General features: G+C 71.0%; 19 protein-coding genes, 1 tRNA gene and 1 riboswitch. Of the genes, 6 read left to right on the top strand and 14 right to left on the bottom strand.

The genetic code is table 11. The annotated features are described in order from the left end of the window. Positions 1–4: 4 nt before the first annotated feature. On the bottom strand, positions 5–805 hold the full coding sequence (locus AC07F3_RS05625) for an ABC transporter permease (protein ID WP_479110801.1): 801 nt from the start codon (positions 803–805) through the stop codon (positions 5–7). Between the two features lie 163 nt (positions 806–968). On the opposite strand from AC07F3_RS05625, the gene AC07F3_RS05620 reads away from it, so the two are divergent. Next, positions 969–3,503 carry a transglycosylase domain-containing protein gene (locus AC07F3_RS05620; protein WP_479110799.1) on the top strand — a complete coding sequence of 845 codons (2,535 nt, stop codon included), beginning with the start codon at positions 969–971 and terminating at the stop codon, positions 3,501–3,503. Between the two features lie 48 nt (positions 3,504–3,551). Here AC07F3_RS05620 and AC07F3_RS05615 read toward each other — a convergent pair whose 3' ends face one another. From AC07F3_RS05615 to AC07F3_RS05605, 3 genes are all read right to left on the bottom strand, one after another. Continuing rightward, positions 3,552–3,872: a DMT family transporter gene (locus AC07F3_RS05615; RefSeq protein ID WP_053729493.1), complete on the bottom strand. Its 321-nt coding sequence runs from the start codon at positions 3,870–3,872 to the stop codon at positions 3,552–3,554. A gap of 33 nt (positions 3,873–3,905) precedes the next feature. After that, positions 3,906–3,976: riboswitch (guanidine-III (ykkC-III) riboswitch) on the bottom strand. Positions 3,977–4,020: 44 nt separating this feature from the next. Next, positions 4,021–4,353, bottom strand: a complete 333-nt coding sequence (locus AC07F3_RS05610; protein WP_114036654.1) for a GroES family chaperonin — start codon at positions 4,351–4,353, stop codon at positions 4,021–4,023. Positions 4,354–4,396: 43 nt separating this feature from the next. Beyond that, positions 4,397–4,717 (bottom strand): DUF3618 domain-containing protein, encoded by a 321-nt coding sequence (locus AC07F3_RS05605; RefSeq protein ID WP_114036653.1) that lies wholly within the window; start codon positions 4,715–4,717, stop codon positions 4,397–4,399. Positions 4,718–4,851: 134 nt separating this feature from the next. On the opposite strand from AC07F3_RS05605, the gene bcp reads away from it, so the two are divergent. Together bcp and AC07F3_RS05595 are read left to right on the top strand one after the other, a co-directional pair. Continuing rightward, positions 4,852–5,319, top strand: a complete 468-nt coding sequence (gene bcp, locus AC07F3_RS05600; protein ID WP_189966275.1) for a thioredoxin-dependent thiol peroxidase — start codon at positions 4,852–4,854, stop codon at positions 5,317–5,319. Positions 5,320–5,411: 92 nt separating this feature from the next. Continuing rightward, positions 5,412–5,498 (top strand) — tRNA-Leu (locus AC07F3_RS05595). A gap of 44 nt (positions 5,499–5,542) precedes the next feature. Here AC07F3_RS05595 and rdgB read toward each other — a convergent pair. The 4 genes from rdgB to AC07F3_RS05575 form a co-directional block, all read right to left on the bottom strand. Next, complete coding sequence (gene rdgB, locus AC07F3_RS05590) at positions 5,543–6,145, bottom strand: RdgB/HAM1 family non-canonical purine NTP pyrophosphatase (RefSeq protein WP_479110796.1); 603 nt, start codon at positions 6,143–6,145, stop codon at positions 5,543–5,545. Between the two features lie 43 nt (positions 6,146–6,188). Then, positions 6,189–6,563, bottom strand: coding sequence for a hypothetical protein (locus AC07F3_RS05585; protein ID WP_479110794.1), 375 nt, complete (start codon positions 6,561–6,563; stop codon positions 6,189–6,191). A gap of 118 nt (positions 6,564–6,681) precedes the next feature. Next, positions 6,682–7,419: a ribonuclease PH gene (gene rph, locus AC07F3_RS05580; protein ID WP_479110792.1), complete on the bottom strand. Its 738-nt coding sequence runs from the start codon at positions 7,417–7,419 to the stop codon at positions 6,682–6,684. A gap of 153 nt (positions 7,420–7,572) precedes the next feature. After that, on the bottom strand, positions 7,573–7,806 hold the full coding sequence (locus tag AC07F3_RS05575; RefSeq protein WP_053729485.1) for a PTS sugar transporter subunit IIB: 234 nt from the start codon (positions 7,804–7,806) through the stop codon (positions 7,573–7,575). A gap of 231 nt (positions 7,807–8,037) precedes the next feature. On the opposite strand from AC07F3_RS05575, the gene AC07F3_RS05570 reads away from it, so the two are divergent. Continuing rightward, positions 8,038–9,333: a PTS transporter subunit EIIC gene (locus AC07F3_RS05570; protein ID WP_479110789.1), complete on the top strand. Its 1,296-nt coding sequence runs from the start codon at positions 8,038–8,040 to the stop codon at positions 9,331–9,333. A 357-nt stretch (positions 9,334–9,690) separates the two neighbouring features. Beyond that, positions 9,691–10,989 (top strand): PTS transporter subunit EIIC, encoded by a 1,299-nt coding sequence (locus AC07F3_RS05565; RefSeq protein WP_479110787.1) that lies wholly within the window; start codon positions 9,691–9,693, stop codon positions 10,987–10,989. 83 nt (positions 10,990–11,072) lie between these two features. Here AC07F3_RS05565 and AC07F3_RS05560 read toward each other — a convergent pair whose 3' ends face one another. Further along, positions 11,073–11,825 carry an MBL fold metallo-hydrolase gene (locus AC07F3_RS05560; RefSeq protein WP_479110785.1) on the bottom strand — a complete coding sequence of 251 codons (753 nt, stop codon included), beginning with the start codon at positions 11,823–11,825 and terminating at the stop codon, positions 11,073–11,075. Between the two features lie 235 nt (positions 11,826–12,060). Here AC07F3_RS05560 and AC07F3_RS05555 point away from each other — a divergent pair, with 235 nt between their 5' ends. After that, entirely contained in the window at positions 12,061–12,522 is a 462-nt protein-coding gene (locus AC07F3_RS05555) for a type II toxin-antitoxin system PemK/MazF family toxin (protein WP_479110783.1), read from the top strand. A gap of 37 nt (positions 12,523–12,559) precedes the next feature. On the opposite strand, the gene AC07F3_RS05550 is transcribed toward AC07F3_RS05555, so the two are convergent. From AC07F3_RS05550 to AC07F3_RS05530, 5 genes are all read right to left on the bottom strand, one after another. Beyond that, on the bottom strand, positions 12,560–13,510 hold the full coding sequence (locus tag AC07F3_RS05550; RefSeq protein WP_479110781.1) for a PLP-dependent cysteine synthase family protein: 951 nt from the start codon (positions 13,508–13,510) through the stop codon (positions 12,560–12,562). A 1-nt stretch (position 13,511) separates the two neighbouring features. Then, the gene (locus AC07F3_RS05545) at positions 13,512–13,841 is read right to left on the bottom strand and encodes a MoaD/ThiS family protein (protein ID WP_479110779.1); all 330 of its coding nucleotides are present in this window, start codon (positions 13,839–13,841) and stop codon (positions 13,512–13,514) included. A 112-nt stretch (positions 13,842–13,953) separates the two neighbouring features. After that, on the bottom strand, positions 13,954–14,082 hold the full coding sequence (locus AC07F3_RS05540) for a putative leader peptide (RefSeq protein WP_264198279.1): 129 nt from the start codon (positions 14,080–14,082) through the stop codon (positions 13,954–13,956). Between the two features lie 66 nt (positions 14,083–14,148). Next, the gene (locus tag AC07F3_RS05535; protein WP_479110777.1) at positions 14,149–14,964 is read right to left on the bottom strand and encodes an ABC transporter ATP-binding protein; all 816 of its coding nucleotides are present in this window, start codon (positions 14,962–14,964) and stop codon (positions 14,149–14,151) included. Next, entirely contained in the window at positions 14,961–15,953 is a 993-nt protein-coding gene (locus AC07F3_RS05530; RefSeq protein WP_479110775.1) for a FecCD family ABC transporter permease, read from the bottom strand. Before AC07F3_RS05530 ends, AC07F3_RS05535 begins: the two co-directional genes overlap by 4 nt. Positions 15,954–15,969 lie beyond the last annotated feature (16 nt).

Here is a 15,969-nt window from a genome sequence, read left to right as displayed (position 1 = left end):
CGGGTCAGCCACCCTGCACCACCACCCTGCGCACCGCCGCGGACTGGAGCACCCGGCCCGCCCCGAGCAGCGCCGCCGCCCAGCCGAGCTGGAAGCCGTACGCGCCGAGCAGGTCCCAGCCCCGGTGCCGGCCCATCAGGATGTCCGCCGGAATCTGGAGCAGCGAGGACCACGGCAGCGCCCGGGCCACCTCGCCGAGCAGGCCGGGAAAGGCGTTGAGGGGCAGCATCATCCCGGAGAAGAACAGGCCCGCGATCGAGACGAGGGCCGCGACGCCGGTCCCGTCGAGCAGCCAGAACGCCGTGAGCGCCACCAGGAAGCGGAGCGCGAAGCTCACCACCACGCCGAGCAGGACCGCGAGGAGGAAGGCGAGCCAGGTCAGCGGCTCGGTGGGCAGCGCGAGGTCGAAGAGCAGGGCGCCGAAGGCGAGCGGGGCCACCCCGCGCCCGAGGAAGTGGAACAGCGCCCGGCCCAGATCGGCCGAGAGCCACCACAGCTGGAGGTCGGCGGGACGGTAGAGGTCGATCGCGATGTCACCCGTACGGATGCGTTCCATCAGTTCGTCCGCGAAGCCTCCGCCGAACATGTTGACCGTCATCAGCATGGCCTGGCTGATCCACACATAGGTGAGCGCCTGGGACTGGTCGTAGCCGCCGAGGTTGGGGCGCTGGTCCCACAGGGCTATATAGGTGTAGGCCACGATCACACCGAAGACAGTGTTGGTGAACACCCCTGCCGCGGTGGCGACCCGGTACGTCGTATAGCGCCGGAACCCACCCGCGGCCACGACTCCGTACAGCCGCACGCACGCCCCCTCCCCGCCATGGACACCAAAGCGCAGGAGCCTAGCCCAGCCCCACGGCCCTTCGCGACGGAATTTCCGCCGCGCGGCATGCAAGATGTCCTTACAGAACGAATCACCTCATATCACCCACCGCACACGACGCGAGAAGCACGGCCGGAGAGACATGAGCGACGACGAGCAGCCGGAGCCCGCGCAACCCGGACACGAGGCGCCGCAGAAGTGGGCGCCCCGGGACCCCGCCGCCGAAGGGCCCGCACCGCGGGCCGCCGACGCGGCGGACGGCGGCCAGGACGGCGCGTCGCCCGGCGGGCCGCCCCCGGGCGACGGCAAGCGGCCCCGGCGGACCGGATGGCGCCGCTTCGTGCCCCGCTGGCGCGTGGTGCTCGGCCTCTTCCTGCTCTGCGCCCTGCTGCTCATCGGCGGATTCATCGCCGGCTACACGCTCGTGTCGATCCCGGCCGCCAACGCCGGGGCCACCGCCCAGTCCAACGTCTTCCTGTACGCCGACGGCACCCAGCTCGCCTCCGACGGGGAGATCAACCGCGAGAACGTCCAGCTCTCCCAGGTCCCGCTCACCGTGCAGCGCGCCGTACTGGCCGCCGAGGACCGGGACTTCTACTCCGAGCGCGCCGTCGACCCCAAGGCCATGGTCCGCGCCGCCTGGAACACGCTCACCGGCAAGGGCACCCAGGGCGGCTCCACCATCACCCAGCAGTACGTCAAGAACTACTACCTGGGCCAGGAACAGACCGTCACCCGCAAGGTGAAGGAGTTCTTCATCGCGATCAAACTCAATCGCGAGGAGACCAAGGAGGACATCCTGGCCGGATATCTGAACACCAGCTACTTCGGCCGCAACGCCTACGGCATCCAGGCCGCCTCCCAGGCGTACTACAGCAAGGACGTCGAGAAGCTCACCACCGCCGAGGGCGCCTACCTCGCCTCCCTGCTCAACTCCCCCAGCGCGTACGACGTGATCGCCCACCCGGAGAACAAGCCGAGGGCCCTCGCGCGCTGGAACTACGTGCTCGACGGCATGGTCAAGAAGAAGTGGCTCGGCCCCTCCGAGCGGGCCGCGACCACCTTCCCCGTCCCCGGAAAGGTCAAGCCGCGGGCCGGTCTCGCGGGCCAGCGCGGCTATCTCGTGGAGGCCGTCAAGGACTACCTCACCAGCAACAAGATCATCGAGGAGAACACCCTCGCGACCGGCGGCTACCGCATCACCACCACCCTCCAGAAGGACAAGCAGGACGCCTTCGTGAAGGCCGTCGACGACACGGTCAACTCCAAGCTGAGCACCGACCGCAAGGCCGACCGCAACGTCCGCGTGGGCGGCGCTTCCATCGACCCGGCGACCGGCAAGGTCCTCGCGATGTACGGCGGCAGCGACTACACCAAGCAGTACGTCAACAACGCCACCCGGCGCGACTTCCAAGTGGGCTCCACCTTCAAGCCGTTCGTCTTCACCTCCGCGGTCGTCAACGGCTCCAAGACCCAGGACGGCCGCACCATCACCCCCAACACCGTCTACGACGGCACCAACAAGCGCCCCGTCCAGGGCTGGGACGGCGGCAGCTACGCGCCCGCCAACGAGGACGACGCCTCCTACGGGCAGATCACCGTGCGCACCGCCACCGACAAGTCCGTCAACGCCGTGTACGCGCAGATGGCCGTCGACGTCGGCCCCTCCAAGGTCAAGCAGACCGCCGTCGACCTCGGCATCCCCGCCGACACCCCCGACCTCACCGCCTCCCCCTCGATCGCGCTCGGCCCGGCCACGGCGAGCGTGCTCGACATGACCCAGGCGTACGCGACGCTCGCGGGCCACGGCCGCCACGGCACGTACACGATGGTAGAATCGGTCACCAAGGACGGCGAGAAGACCGAACTGCCCTCGCAGGACGACAAGCAGGCCGTCAGCCGCGAGGCCGCCGACACCACGACGTCCATGCTCCAGAGCGTCGTCGAGGGCGGCACCGGCACCGCCGCGCAGGCCGCGGGGCGGCCCGCCGCGGGCAAGACCGGCACCGCCGAACAGGACAAGGCCGCCTGGTTCGCGGGCTACACCCCCGACCTGGCCACCGTGGTCGCGCTGATGGGCGCCGACCCCGACACGGCGGTGCAGCAGCCGCTGTACGGGGCCCTCGGCTTCCCCCGCATGAACGGCGGCGGACCGCCCGCGCAGATCTGGGCCCAGTACACCAAGGGCGCCCTCCGGGGCAGCGACGCCAAGGACTTCGACCTGGAACTCCAGGACGGCGCGAACGTCCCCGTCGAGCCCCCCGCCCCGAACCCGTTCCAGTCGCAGACACCCGGCCGCGACCAGGGACAGACCCAGGGGCAGAACCAAGGACAGACGCAGGGCCAGGACCAGGGCCGGACCGGCGGCCGCAACCAGGGCCAGACCCAAGGCCAGAACCAGGGCCAGACCGGCGGGCGCAACCAGGGGCAGACGCAGGGCCAGACCCAGGGCCCCACCCAGGGGCAGACGCAGGGCGGCGCCGACAACGGCGGCAGCACCAACGCCGGCCTCAATCAAGGCCAGACGCAGGGCCAGACCCAGGGCGGCGCCACCGACGGAGGCACCAACACCGGGGGCACCGACAACGGCGGCGCCACCAACACCGGCACGACCGCCGGAACGGGCGGCACCACCACGGGCCTCGCCGACCGCCCCCGCGGCCCGAGAAGCCCGTAAGTCCCGGCTCCGCGCCGCGCTCCCCTTACGGCGCTTCCCGCGCCCCGCTCAGTGCCCGCTCGTCGCCTTCAGGCCGACGACCGCGACCAGGAGCAGGCAGACGAAGAAGATCCGGGCGGCGGTGGCCGGCTCGCCGAGCACCACCATGCCGAGCACCGCCGCACCGGCCGCGCCGATCCCGACCCACACGCCGTACGCGGTGCCGATCGGCAGCGTCTTGGCGGCCTGCGAGAGCAGCAGCATCGAAGCGACGATCCCGGCGCCCGTGAGCACACTGGGCACGAGCCGGGTGAAACCGTCGGTGTACTTCATCCCGATCGACCAGCCCACTTCGAGCAGACCGGCGACGACGAGCAGGACCCATGCCATGACGGCACCTCCGAAAGACGCGAACACATACGGGGTGCGTCGTCTTGTCCTGACCCGGTACGACGCGTCTCGTCGGGGTCCCACCACGGTAGCAAAGGGCATGCGAAAGGGCTGGTGACCGTGGTCACCAGCCCTATGTGCGGCGGGGTTACAGGTACAGGCCGGTGGCGTCCACCGACACCCGCTCGGAGGCCACGGCGTGCAGGTCGCGCTCGCGCATCAGCACGTACGCGACGCCCCGCACCTCCACCTCGGCCCGGTCCTCGGGGTCGTACAGGACCCGGTCGCCCGGCTCCACGGTGCGCACGTTCTGGCCCACCGCGACCACCTCCGCCCAGGCCAGCCGTTTACCGACGGCGGCGGTGGCCGGAATGAGGATGCCGCCGCCCGAACGCCGCTCGCCCTCGGGGGTGTCTGACCGGACCAGCACACGGTCGTGCAGCATCCGGATGGGCAGCTTGTCGTGGGTGTTCTCGCTCACGGGTCGAACCTACCCGGCCCGGCGCCGGACGTACGCCGAAGGGTCAGGCCCGCCGTTTCCTCGCCGACAGCGCGAGCAGCCCCACCAGGCCGACCGCGACGAGCGCGACCGGCACGATCCGCTCCACGCGGGGCGCCCCGTCCTCGGACACGAACTGCGCCTTCACGTCGCTCACCGTGCGGTTCACCGCGACATAGGCCCGGCCCGCCGTGTGGTCCACGGCCGAGGCGAACCTGGCCTTGGCATCGCCGACGATCGTGGACGGGTGCAGCCGCACCCCGATCTCGTCGAGGGTCACCGCGAGCTGGTCCCGCCGGCTCCTGATGTCCGCCTCGATCTGCGCAGGGGTCCTGGCATCCGACACTGCGCCGCCTCCGGTGGTCGTATGGGGTCATCCGTCATCCACAGTCTGTCAGCTCTGCCGCCCCCGCACTGTCACAGGCCCCCATTAGGCTCTGTCGGTGTACGCCCCACCCTCGGCCTTCCGGAGGAATTCCCATGAGCGAGCGACTTCAGCCCGGCGACACCGCCCCCGCCTTCACCCTGCCCGACGCCGACGGCAACGAGGTCTCGCTCGCCGCACACAAGGGCCGCAAGGTCATCGTCTACTTCTACCCGGCCGCCCTGACCCCCGGCTGCACCAAGCAGGCGTGCGACTTCACGGACAACCTGGAGCTGCTCGCGGGCGCCGGTTACGACGTCATCGGCGTCTCCCCGGACAAGCCGGAGAAGCTGGCGAAGTTCCGCGAGAAGGAGTCCCTCAAGGTCACGCTGGTGGGCGACCCCTCGAAGGAGGTCCTGGAGGCGTACGGGGCGTACGGCGAGAAGAAGCTGTACGGCAAGACGGTCACCGGGGTCATCCGCTCCACGGTCGTCGTGGACGAAGCGGGGAAGGTGGAGCGCGCCCTGTACAACGTGAAGGCGACCGGCCACGTGGCCAAGATCATCAAGGACCTGGGCATCTGAGCACCCGCCCCGGCAGTACGGTCCGGCTGAGCGCCCGAGGCGAGAACTCCTGCGCCGGATCGGCTGCTTGCCAGTACCATGGCAGGCGGCTGGCGGCCGTTGCTGAATGGTATAAGCGGAGGTTTTAGGTGCCTCTGGGCGTTTCGCCCATGTGGGTTCGAATCCCATCGGCCGCACCACGACGAAAGGGCGCCCCGGACACCGGGGCGCCCTTTCGCGCGTCTCAGCCCAACAGCTCCCGCACCACCGGTACCAGCGCGCGGAAGGCCTGGCCGCGGTGGCTGATCGCGTTCTTCTCGTCCGGCGTCAGTTCCGCGCACGTGCGCGTCTCGCCCTCCGGCTGGAGGATCGGGTCGTAGCCGAAGCCGCCCGCTCCGGCCGGGGCGTGGCGCAGGGTGCCCAGGAGGCGGCCCTCCACCACGCGCTCGGTGCCGTCGGGCAGGGCGAGGGCCGCCGCGCAGGCGAAGTGGGCGGCGCGGTGTTCGTCGGCGATGTCGGAGAGCTGGGCGAGCAGGAGGTCCAGGTTGGCCCGGTCGTCGCCGTGGGTGCCGGACCAGCGGGCCGAGAAGATGCCGGGGGCGCCGTTGAGGACGTCCACGCAGAGGCCGGAGTCGTCGGCGACGGCGGGCAGGCCGGTGGCCCGGGCCAGCGCGTGCGCCTTGAGGAGGGCGTTCTCGGCGAAGGTGACGCCGGTCTCCTTGACGTCGGGGACCTCGGGGTACGCGTCGGCGCCCACGAGTTCGTGCGGCAGCCCGGCCGCGGCCAGGATGGCGTGGAGTTCGGTGATTTTGCCGGCGTTGCGGGTGGCGAGGATCAGGCGCGTCATGGTCCCAGTATCGGGGGAGCGAGGGTGCGCACCGCCCCGGGCCTCACGGCGTGCAGACCTTGCCGACCTCCTTGGCCGCGTCGCTGACGCCGCTGATGTCGGGGGTGTGGTCGCCGTTCCTGATGGCCGTACGGACGTTGCCGACGGCCTTGTTGAGGTCGTCGACGGCCTTGGACAGGTCGGCGTCGCCCGTCTTGTTCTTCAGGGACGACAGCTCTTTGTCGATGTCGTCGAGCGCCCGGTCGGCCCGGGTGGGATCGTCGGTGGCGTTGCCGACGGCCTTGCCGAGGTTGTCGACGCTGCTGCCGATGGCGTCCGCGGTCTTGACGCAGTCCATGGCCTTGTCGACGGCCCCGCAGCCCGCGGTGACGGTGACGGCCAGGGCCGCGGTGGCGACGGCGAGCACGGTTCGGCGCATCGGTCGGGTCCTCCCCCAGGTGCTCCGGAAAGGGCTCCGGAAGCGACGGACGGGCGCGCGGTCGGCCCGGGCGCCCGTACTCGTGGTGACGCGGGGAGCGTTCCCCTTGGTTGCTTCCTTACTCTCCCGACACCGCGGCCAGGGCGCGGAGTTGGAGGGCGGCGAGGTCGGCGCAGCCGCCGGTGGCGAGGTCGAGGAGGGCGTTCAGTTCCTTGCGGTCGAAGGGCTCGGCCTCGGCGGTGCCCTGGACCTCGACGAAGCGGCCGTCGCCGGTGCAGACGACGTTCATGTCGGTCTCGGCGCGGACGTCCTCCTCGTAGCAGAGGTCGAGCAGGGGGGCGCCGTCGACGATGCCGACGGAGACGGCGGAGACGGTGCCGGTCAGCGGCTTGCGGCCGTGCTTGACGAGCTTCTTGCCCTGGGCCCAGGTGATGGCGTCGGCGAGGGCGACGTAGGCGCCGGTGATGGCGGCGGTGCGGGTGCCGCCGTCGGCCTGGAGGACGTCGCAGTCCAGGACGATGGTGTTCTCGCCGAGCGCCTTGTAGTCGATGACGGCGCGCAGGGAGCGGCCGATGAGGCGGGAGATCTCGTGGGTGCGGCCGCCGATCTTGCCGCGCACGGATTCGCGGTCGCCGCGGGTGTTGGTGGAGCGGGGCAGCATCGAGTACTCGGCGGTGACCCAGCCTTCGCCGCTGCCCTTGCGCCAGCGGGGGACGCCTTCGGTGACGGAGGCGGTGCAGAAGACCTTGGTGTCACCGAAGGAGATGAGGACGGAGCCCTCGGCGTGCTTGCTCCATCCGCGTTCGATGGTGACGGGGCGGAGCTGTTCGGGGGTGCGGCCGTCGATTCGAGACATGCCCTTGAGCCTAGCCCGTGGCGGCGCGGGCTCCGGGGCCGCGCCCGGGCACCCGTTCGGTGGTGGGTCGTTGGTCCGGGCGGGGCCGCGTTCCCGGAAGACGCGAAAGGCCCCCTCCTGGTCGGGGAGGGGGCCTTTCGCTGAGCGGGTCGCTCACATCATGTCTTCGATGTCCGCGGCGATCGGGTCGGCGTCGGTGCCGATGACGACCTGGACCGCGGTGCCCATCTTGACGACACCGTGGGCGCCGGCGGCCTTGAGGGCGGCCTCGTCGACCTTGCTCGGGTCGATGACCTCGGTGCGCAGGCGCGTGATGCAGCCTTCGACCTCTTCGATGTTCTCGATACCGCCGAGGCCGGCGACGATCTTCTCAGCCTTGCTGGCCATGTGTCTCTCCTGGTTCGTGAAGAACGCTGTGTCGGCCCACGGTAGGTCCGCTTTGTCACGGTAACCCACGTTTGGCCCAGCTATGCGCGCGGGCGCATTCTGCCTGGCCAAGGATGGCGATCACCGGAGCCATGCCCTCGCGAGGGCCCCTCCGGACGATACCGCAACTGGTCTACACCAGTGTGCAACGACCGTCCGAGCCGGCTTGTTCCGCAAGCCAGGAGGTTGCCGATGAGCGCCAGCAGTGCGGCCGCAGTACCGCAGCCCAAGTGGTGGAACGGGCTGTTCCAGGGTCTGCAGAAGATGGGCCGCAGCCTCCAGTTGCCGATCGCCGTGCTGCCCGCGGCGGGCATCCTCAACCGGCTCGGCCAGGACGACGTGTTCGGCAAGACCGGGCTCGGCTGGAACGACGTGGCCAAGGTGTTCGCGGGCGCGGGCGGCGCCCTGCTCAACGGTTCGCTCGGGCTGCCCCTGCTGTTCTGCGTGGGCGTCGCGATCGGCATGGCGAAGAAGGCGGACGGTTCGACCGCGCTGGCCGCGGTGGCCGGATTCCTCGTCTACTACGGCGTGCTCCAGCAGTTCCCCAAGGACTGCGCCGCCGGGGCCACGCTGGCGGCGGGCGCGTGCGTCGCCAAGGACGGCACGGCGGTGCTGGCCACCTACCAGAACCCGGGCGTCTTCGGCGGCATCGTGATGGGCCTGCTGACCGCGTACTTCTGGCAGCGCTTCCACCGTACGAAGCTGGTCGACTGGCTCGGCTTCTTCAACGGGCGCCGACTCGTGCCGATCATCATGGCCGGAATCGCGATCGTGTTCTCGGTGCTGTGCCTGTGGGTGTGGCCGCCGGTCGGCGACGCGCTGACCAGCTTCAGCAAGTGGCTCGTCGACCTGGGCGCGGCCGGTTCCGGCATCTTCGGCGTGGCCAACCGCGCGCTCCTGGTGATCGGCATGCACCAGTTCCTGAACACCTTCATCTGGTTCCAGTTCGGCGACTTCACCAAGGCCGACGGCACGGTCGTGCACGGTGACATCCCGCGCTTCCTGGCGGGCGACCCGACGGCGGGCCAGTTCCAGACCGGCTTCTTCCCCATCATGATGTTCGCGCTGCCCGCGGCGGCCCTGGCGATCGCGCACTGCGCCAAGCCGCACCGCCGCAAGGAGGTCGGCGGCATGATGCTCTCGGTCGGCCTGACCTCGTTCGTCACGGGCATCACCGAGCCGATCGAGTACTCCTTCGTCTTCATCGCCCCGCTGCTGTACGCGATCCACGCGGTGCTCACCGGCGTTTCCATGGCGGTGAGTTGGGGGCTCGGCATCAAGGACGGCTTCAGTTTCTCGGCCGGTCTGATCGACTACGTCATCAACTGGAGCCTGGCGACCAAACCCTGGCTGATCATCCCGGTCGGGTTGTGCTTCGCCGTCGTCTACTACGCGGTGTTCCGCTTCGCGATCACCAAGTTCAACCTGCCGACGCCGGGGCGGGAGCCGGACGAGGACGAGCTGGAGAAGGAGAACGTCAAGGCGTAGCCCTCCCCCGTCGCGCGCCGGGCCTTTCGGCCTCGGAGTCGCGTTGCACGCCGGGCCTTTCGGTCCGGTCCCGCGAGGCCCTCGGACCCCTTTCGGCCCGGGGGCCTCGGCGCGTCGTCACGCCTCGGTGCGGCTACGGCGAGGTCACGGCGCGGTGTCGGTGTTGCCCGTATTGCCGGGTATGGCCCACACCACAAAAAACGAAGGTTCCTTATCTATCCCTCACCGTGCTACAACTGGTCTACACCACTCATTGGTGTAGACCACGCGGGCTTGACCGCGTTCCCCCCGAGACGCCGCCGTCCCCCCGTATTTTCCCATGCCCCCGGGCGGCGCCTTGCCTACTGGAGGATGTTGATGAGTACGGCCACCGCTACGGCGGCGCCCGCGAAGAAGCGGGGCTCCGGTCTGTTCCAGGGTCTGCAGAAGGTCGGCCGCAGCTTGCAGCTGCCGATCGCCGTCCTGCCCGCCGCGGGCATTCTGCTCCGGCTCGGCCAGCCCGACGTGTTCGGTGCCGACGGTCTCGGCTGGGACAAGGTCGCCAAGGTCTTCGGGGGTGCCGGTGGCGCCCTGCTCGACGCCTCGTTCGGCCTGCCCCTGCTGTTCTGCATCGGTGTCGCCATCGGCTTCGCCAAGAAGGCGGACGGTTCCACCGCACTCGCGGCGGTCGTCGGCTTCCTCACCTACTTCGCCGTGATCCACCAGTTCCCGATCCCCGTGGACGGCGCCAAGTTCACCAGTACCGGCCTGTTCGGCGGTGCCTACCTGAAGGACGGCCAGGTCACCGCGGCCACCTTCCAGAACCCGGGTGTACTGGGTGGCATCATCCTCGGCCTGCTGACCGCGGTGCTGTGGCAGAAGTTCCACCGCACCAAGCTCGTTGACTGGCTCGGCTTCTTCAACGGCCGCCGTCTCGTCCCGATCATCATGGCCTTCGTCGGCACGGCGCTCGGCATCCTCGTGGCCATCGGCTGGGAGCCGATCGGCAACGTCATCACCAGCTTCGGCGAGTGGATCACCGGCCTGGGCGCTGCAGGCGCCGGCGTCTTCGGTCTGATCAACCGCGGTCTGCTGCCCATCGGCATGCACCAGTTCGTCAACACCGTCTCGTGGTTCCAGATCGGTGACTTCACCAAGCCCGACGGCTCCATCGTCCACGGTGACCTGACCCGCTTCTTCGCCGGTGACCCGACCGCCGGACAGTTCATGTCGGGCTTCTTCCCGATCATGATGTTCGGCCTTCCGGCCGCCGCGCTCGCCATCGCGCACTCCGCCCGCCCCGAGCGCCGCAAGGCCGTGATGGGCATGATGATGTCGCTGGCGCTGACCTCGTTCGTCACCGGCGTGACCGAGCCGATCGAGTTCTCGTTCATGTTCATCGCGCCGCTGCTGTACGCGCTCCACGCGGTCCTGACCGCCGTCTCCATGGTCGTGACCTGGGCGCTCGGTGTGCACGCAGGCTTCACCTTCTCGGCAGGCGCCATCGACTACCTGCTGAACTGGAACCTGGCGACCAAGCCTTGGATCATCATCCCCGTCGGCCTGGTCTTCGGAGTGATCTACTACGTGGTCTTCCGCTTCGTGATCACCAAGTTCAACCTCACCACCCCGGGCCGTGAGCCCGAGGAAGAGGTCGAGGACCTCACGAAGGCGTAAGCCCTCGGCGCCTTGACGAAGGCCCCCGGAACCGCGAGGTTCCGGGGGCCTTTCGTATGGCGAAAACCAAAGGGGGCGCGGGCTCAGACCTCGTACACCGCCCCCGGCGCGGCCAGGTCCGTCGGGCCGGAGTAGACCGCGCGGGCGTCCGCGAGGTTGGCCTCGCCGTCCGTCCACGGCGGGATGTGCGTGAGGACCAGGCGCCCGGCGCCCGCGCGGGCGGCGTGCTCGCCGGCCTCGCGGCCGTTGAGGTGCAGCTCCGGGATGTCCTCCTTGCCGTACGTGAAGGAGGCCTCGCACAGGAACAGGTCGGCGCCCTCGGCCAGTTCGTCGAGGGCGGCGCAGGGCCCGGTGTCCCCGGAGTAGGTGAGCACGCGCCCGGCGTGCTCGACCCGGAGGGCGTAGGCCTCGACGGGGTGGCAGACCCGCTCCGTCCGCACCGAGAAGGGGCCGATGTCGAACGAGCCCGGCTTCAGGGTGTGGAAGTCGAAGACCTCGCTCATCGAGGACGCGGAGGGGGTGTCGGCGTACGCCGTGGTCAGGCGCTGCTCGGCGCCCTCCGGCGCGTACACCGGCATTGGCGCGCAGCGGCCGCCCTCGTGGCGGTAGTAGCGGGCGACGAAGTAGCCGCACATGTCGATGCAGTGGTCGGCGTGCAGGTGCGAAAGGAAGATCGCGTCCAGGTCGTACAGGCCGATGTGGCGCTGCAGCTCGCCGAGGGCCCCGTTGCCCATGTCGAGGAGCAGCCGGAAGCCGTCTGCCTCGACGAGGTAGCTGGAGCAGGCCGATTCCGCGGAGGGGAACGACCCGGAGCAGCCGACGACGGTGAGCTTCATGGAGCGCGAACCTCCGGAAGGCAGGGGCCAGGCGAAGCCTGTCGTTGAGGGGTGGTGGGAGGGCGGGCGGGGCGGCCGCGGGGAAGGGCTGCGGTGGGTTGAGCGTAAGGCGCCACAAGGCCTCTCGCTCCTTTGGAGCGGGCCGTTGTGGGGGAACTCACCTGCGCTGTCACCGGTTCGGATGGTGTTGCCATGGAGCGCGCGCGCTGGGTGGTGCGCCGGTAACGTCTGGGATATGGACACGTCGTGGTGGCTGGCGCTGGGGGCCGTGGTGGCCCTCGCGGCCGTCGCGGCTCTGATGGACGGGCGCGGGCGTTCGCGGCGCCGGCCGGGTGGGCGGGCGCGTCCGCCGGGCCGTCCGGCCGGGCCGGAGCGGACGCCCGGGCGGCTGCCGAAGGCCGGGGAGATCTGGTGGGCGGAGGTGCCCTACGAGGATGTCCCGGGCGGCAAGGACCGGCCGTGTCTGGTGCTGCGGGTGCGGGGCGAGGCGGTGACCGTCGCGAAGATCACCAGCAAGTACCACGACGAGCGGGCCGGGGTCATTCCGCTGCCGCCCGGCACGGTGGCCGACGCGCACGGACGGCCGAGCTTCCTGGAGACCGACGAGCTGCGCGAGGTGGGGGCGTGGGCGTTCCGCCGCCGGGTGGGGGTGGTGGACCCGACCCTGTGGGACCAGGTCCGCCACCTGGCGGGGTGACGCGGCCCGGCCCCTCCCGGAAGGCGCACCGCAGCGCTCAGGCCCAGAGCTGGCCGTGCAGGGTCTCGATCGCGGCCTCGGTGGTGGGCGCGGTGTAGACGCCGGTCGACAGGTACTTCCAGCCTCCGTCGGCGACGACGAAGACGATGTCGGCGGGGGTGCCCGCCTTGACGGCCTTCCTGCCGACCCCGATCGCCGCGTGCAGGGCGGCACCCGTGGAGACGCCCGCGAAGATGCCCTCCTGTTGCAGCAGCTCGCGGGTGCGGGTCACCGCGTCGGCCGAGCCGACCGAGAAGCGGGTGGTCAGCACGGAGGCGTCGTACAGCTCGGGCACGAAGCCCTCGTCGAGGTTGCGCAGGCCGTAGACGAGGTCGTCGTAGCGCGGTTCGGCCGCGACGATCTGGATGCCGGGGACGTTCTCGCGCAGGTAGCGGCCGACGCCCATCAGCGTTCCGGTGGTGCCGAGGCCCGCCACGAAGTGGGTGATGGAGGGCAGGTCGGTGAGGATCTCCGGGCCCGTCGTGGCGTAGTGGGCGCCCGCGTTGTCCGGGTTTCCGTACTGGTAGAGCATCACCCAGGACGGGTTCTGCCCGGCCAGCTCCTTGGCGACCCGTACGGCCGTGTTGGAGCCGCCCGCCGCCGGGGAGGAGACGATCTCGGCGCCCCACATCGCGAGCAGGTCGCGGCGCTCCTGGGAGGTGTTCTCCGGCATCACGCACACGATGCGGTAGCCCTTGAGCTTCGCGGCCATCGCGAGCGAGATGCCGGTGTTGCCGCTGGTGGGCTCCAGGATGGTGCAGCCCGGCGTCAACCGGCCGTCCTTCTCGGCCTGTTCGACCATGTGGAGGGCCGGCCGGTCCTTGATCGAACCGGTCGGGTTGCGGTCCTCCAGCTTGGCCCAGATCCGTACGTCGTCCGCGGGGGACAGGCGCGGGAGGCGGACCAGCGGGGTGTTGCCGACCGCGGCGAGCGGGGAGTCGTAGCGCATGTCAGACGGCCCCGGCCCGCCACCCGGCCGGACGCGGCTGCGCCGCGGCGGATCCTCCTGCGACGGCGGGCAGGATCGTGACGTTGTCGCCGTCGGCCAGCTTGGTGTTGATGCCGTCCAGGAAGCGGACGTCCTCGTCGTTGAGGTACACGTTCACGAAGCGGCGCAGGTTGTCGCCGTTCGCCGCGTCGACGAGGCGCTCCCGGATGCCGGTGTGCCGGGCGTCGAGGTCGTTGAAGAGGTCGGCGAGGGTGGCGCCGCTGCCCTCGACGGCCTTGGCGCCGTCGGTGTAGGTGCGGAGGATGGTCGGGATGCGGACCTCGATGGCCATGGCGTGGGCTCCTGATCGGAAGGAAGAGGCAGGTGGGCGCGGGTTGGGCTCGGGTCCGCGCGCCGCACGCCCGGGGCGTGCGGTGGTGCGTTGGTGCGGGTCGCGCGCGGCGTCAGACGGCGGCTGCGCGGGCCGTACAGATCGCGCTGGCGAGACGGCACAGGTCGACGTGCAGCCGCGCCACGAGCAGCAGGGCGGGGCCGCTGCTCGGCGTCTTGTCGCTCACGTCGTTCGAAACCATGGGGTCATCGTATAGATTCCCGGTCCGCTTCCCGGAATGTGATCTCGCATCCTGGACGGATACCGCTCAGGATGTGGCCTTGGCCGCCGTGGGCGCCCGTGCGGCCCGGGGCGGGGGCAGGTAGACGACGGTCGGCGCTCCGGTGGCCGGGTGGACGCCCACCTCGGCGTTCACCCCGTACACCTCGCGCAGGAGGTCCGGGGTCAGGACCTCGGCGGGCGGGCCCGAGGCGACGACGCGGCCGCCCGCCAGGACGCAGATCCGGTCGCAGTAGTACGCGGCGAGGTTCAGGTCGTGCAGGGCGAGCAGGTTGAGGGTGCCCAACTCCCTTACCAGAGAAAGGACTTCGAGCTGGTAGCGGATGTCGAGGTGGTTGGTCGGCTCGTCCAGGACGACGACGTCCGGCTGCTGCACGAGGGCCCGGGCGACCAGGGCGCGCTGGCGTTCGCCGCCGGACAGGGACGGGAAGGAGCGGTCGGCGAGCCCGGCGATCCCGACCCGGGCGAGCGCCTCGCGCACGAGGGCGTCGTCGGCGGCGGTGTCCGCCTCCCAGAAGCGGTGGTGCGGGGAGCGGCCCATGGCGACGATCTCGCGGACGGTCAGCTCGACGGCTCCGGCGCCGAAGTCCTGCGGGACGGTCGCGATGCGCCGGGCGCGCGCCTTGACCGGCAGGGCGTGCAGGTCGCCGCCGTCGAGCAGGACGCGCCCGGCGGTGGGGCGCAGGGTGCCGTGGACGCAGCGCAGCAGGGTCGTCTTGCCGCTGCCGTTGGGGCCGACCAGGCCCACGGTCTCGCCGTCGGCGGCCTCCAGGGTGATGTCGTGGAGCAGGGTGCGGCCCTGGGGCGTGGTGTGGCCGAGGGACTCGATGCGCAGGGTCGTCATGCGGGGCTGCCTTCCGCGCGGGCCCGGCGGCCGCGCAGCATCCAGAGGAAGAACGGCCCGCCGGTGAGCGCGGTGAGCACGCCGACGGGGATGTCCTGCGGGGCGGCGACGGTGCGGGCCGCGAGGTCGGCGAGGACGAGGAAGGCGGCGCCGCCGAGGGCCGCGACGGGGAGCAGGGTGCGGTGGGCGGCGCCGACGGCCATGCGGGCGGCGTGCGGGACCATCAGGCCGACGAAGCCGATCGCGCCGGTGTGGGCGACGAGGACGCCGGTGAGCAGCGAGGCGAGCACGAAGACGCCCGCGCGGAAGCGGCCGGTGTCCAGGCCGAGCACGGTGGCGCCCTCCTCGCCTACGAGCAGCAGGTCGAGCGGGCGGGCCAGCGCGATCAGGACGAGGGTGCCCAGGGTGAGGGCGGCGGCGGGCAGGGCGAGCATGTCCCAGCGGGCGCCGCCGAGCCCCCCGAGCGTCCAGTGCATGACCTCCTGGACGTGTTCGGCGCTCGCCGAGGTGACCAGGATCAGGCTGGTGAGCGCGGACAGGACGTAGGAGACGGCGACCCCGGCGAGCACGAGGCGGCCGCCGGTCATGGCGCCGCCGCGTCCGGCGAGTGCGTACACGAGGACCAGCGCGGCGAGCGCCCCGGCGAAGGCGGCGGCGGGCAGCGCGACGGTGGTGGCGACGCCCGCGCCCACCCCGAGGACGATCACGGCGACGGCCCCGGCGGAGGCCCCGCTGGAGACGCCGAGCAGGAAGGGGTCGGCGAGCGGGTTGCGTACGAGGGCCTGGAGCACGGTGCCGATGACGGCGAGGCCCGCGCCGGTGACGGCGCCGAGCACGACGCGGGGCAGCCGCACGTCGAGCACGATGGTCCGGTACGGGCCGGGCTCCGCGGTCCCGGTGACGATCCCCAGCACCTGGGCGGCGGGGATCCGCACCGACCCGAGCGCGAGCCCGGCCACGGCGGCGGCCAGCAGCACGAGGGTGAGCACGCCGACGAGCGTGGCG

Source organism: Streptomyces sp. NPDC045846 (assembly GCF_056431605.1).
This window is presented reverse-complemented; position numbering and strand designations above follow the sequence as displayed.

Coding starts and splice junctions, on each gene's coding strand:
- AC07F3_RS05545 (WP_479110779.1), bottom strand. CDS start 13,841: ATGGCCATCGAGGTCCGCATCCCGACCATCCTCCGCACCTACACCGAC.
- AC07F3_RS05560 (WP_479110785.1), bottom strand. CDS start 11,825: ATGAAGCTCACCGTCGTCGGCTGCTCCGGGTCGTTCCCCTCCGCGGAA.
- rph (WP_479110792.1), bottom strand. CDS start 7,419: ATGTCTCGAATCGACGGCCGCACCCCCGAACAGCTCCGCCCCGTCACC.
- AC07F3_RS05540 (WP_264198279.1), bottom strand. CDS start 14,082: ATGGTTTCGAACGACGTGAGCGACAAGACGCCGAGCAGCGGCCCCGCC.
- bcp (WP_189966275.1), top strand. CDS start 4,852: ATGAGCGAGCGACTTCAGCCCGGCGACACCGCCCCCGCCTTCACCCTG.
- AC07F3_RS05575 (WP_053729485.1), bottom strand. CDS start 7,806: ATGGCCAGCAAGGCTGAGAAGATCGTCGCCGGCCTCGGCGGTATCGAG.
- AC07F3_RS05565 (WP_479110787.1), top strand. CDS start 9,691: ATGAGTACGGCCACCGCTACGGCGGCGCCCGCGAAGAAGCGGGGCTCC.
- AC07F3_RS05570 (WP_479110789.1), top strand. CDS start 8,038: ATGAGCGCCAGCAGTGCGGCCGCAGTACCGCAGCCCAAGTGGTGGAAC.
- AC07F3_RS05555 (WP_479110783.1), top strand. CDS start 12,061: ATGGACACGTCGTGGTGGCTGGCGCTGGGGGCCGTGGTGGCCCTCGCG.
- rdgB (WP_479110796.1), bottom strand. CDS start 6,145: ATGACGCGCCTGATCCTCGCCACCCGCAACGCCGGCAAAATCACCGAA.
- AC07F3_RS05535 (WP_479110777.1), bottom strand. CDS start 14,964: ATGACGACCCTGCGCATCGAGTCCCTCGGCCACACCACGCCCCAGGGC.
- AC07F3_RS05550 (WP_479110781.1), bottom strand. CDS start 13,510: ATGCGCTACGACTCCCCGCTCGCCGCGGTCGGCAACACCCCGCTGGTC.
- AC07F3_RS05615 (WP_053729493.1), bottom strand. CDS start 3,872: ATGGCATGGGTCCTGCTCGTCGTCGCCGGTCTGCTCGAAGTGGGCTGG.
- AC07F3_RS05620 (WP_479110799.1), top strand. CDS start 969: ATGAGCGACGACGAGCAGCCGGAGCCCGCGCAACCCGGACACGAGGCG.
- AC07F3_RS05585 (WP_479110794.1), bottom strand. CDS start 6,563: ATGCGCCGAACCGTGCTCGCCGTCGCCACCGCGGCCCTGGCCGTCACC.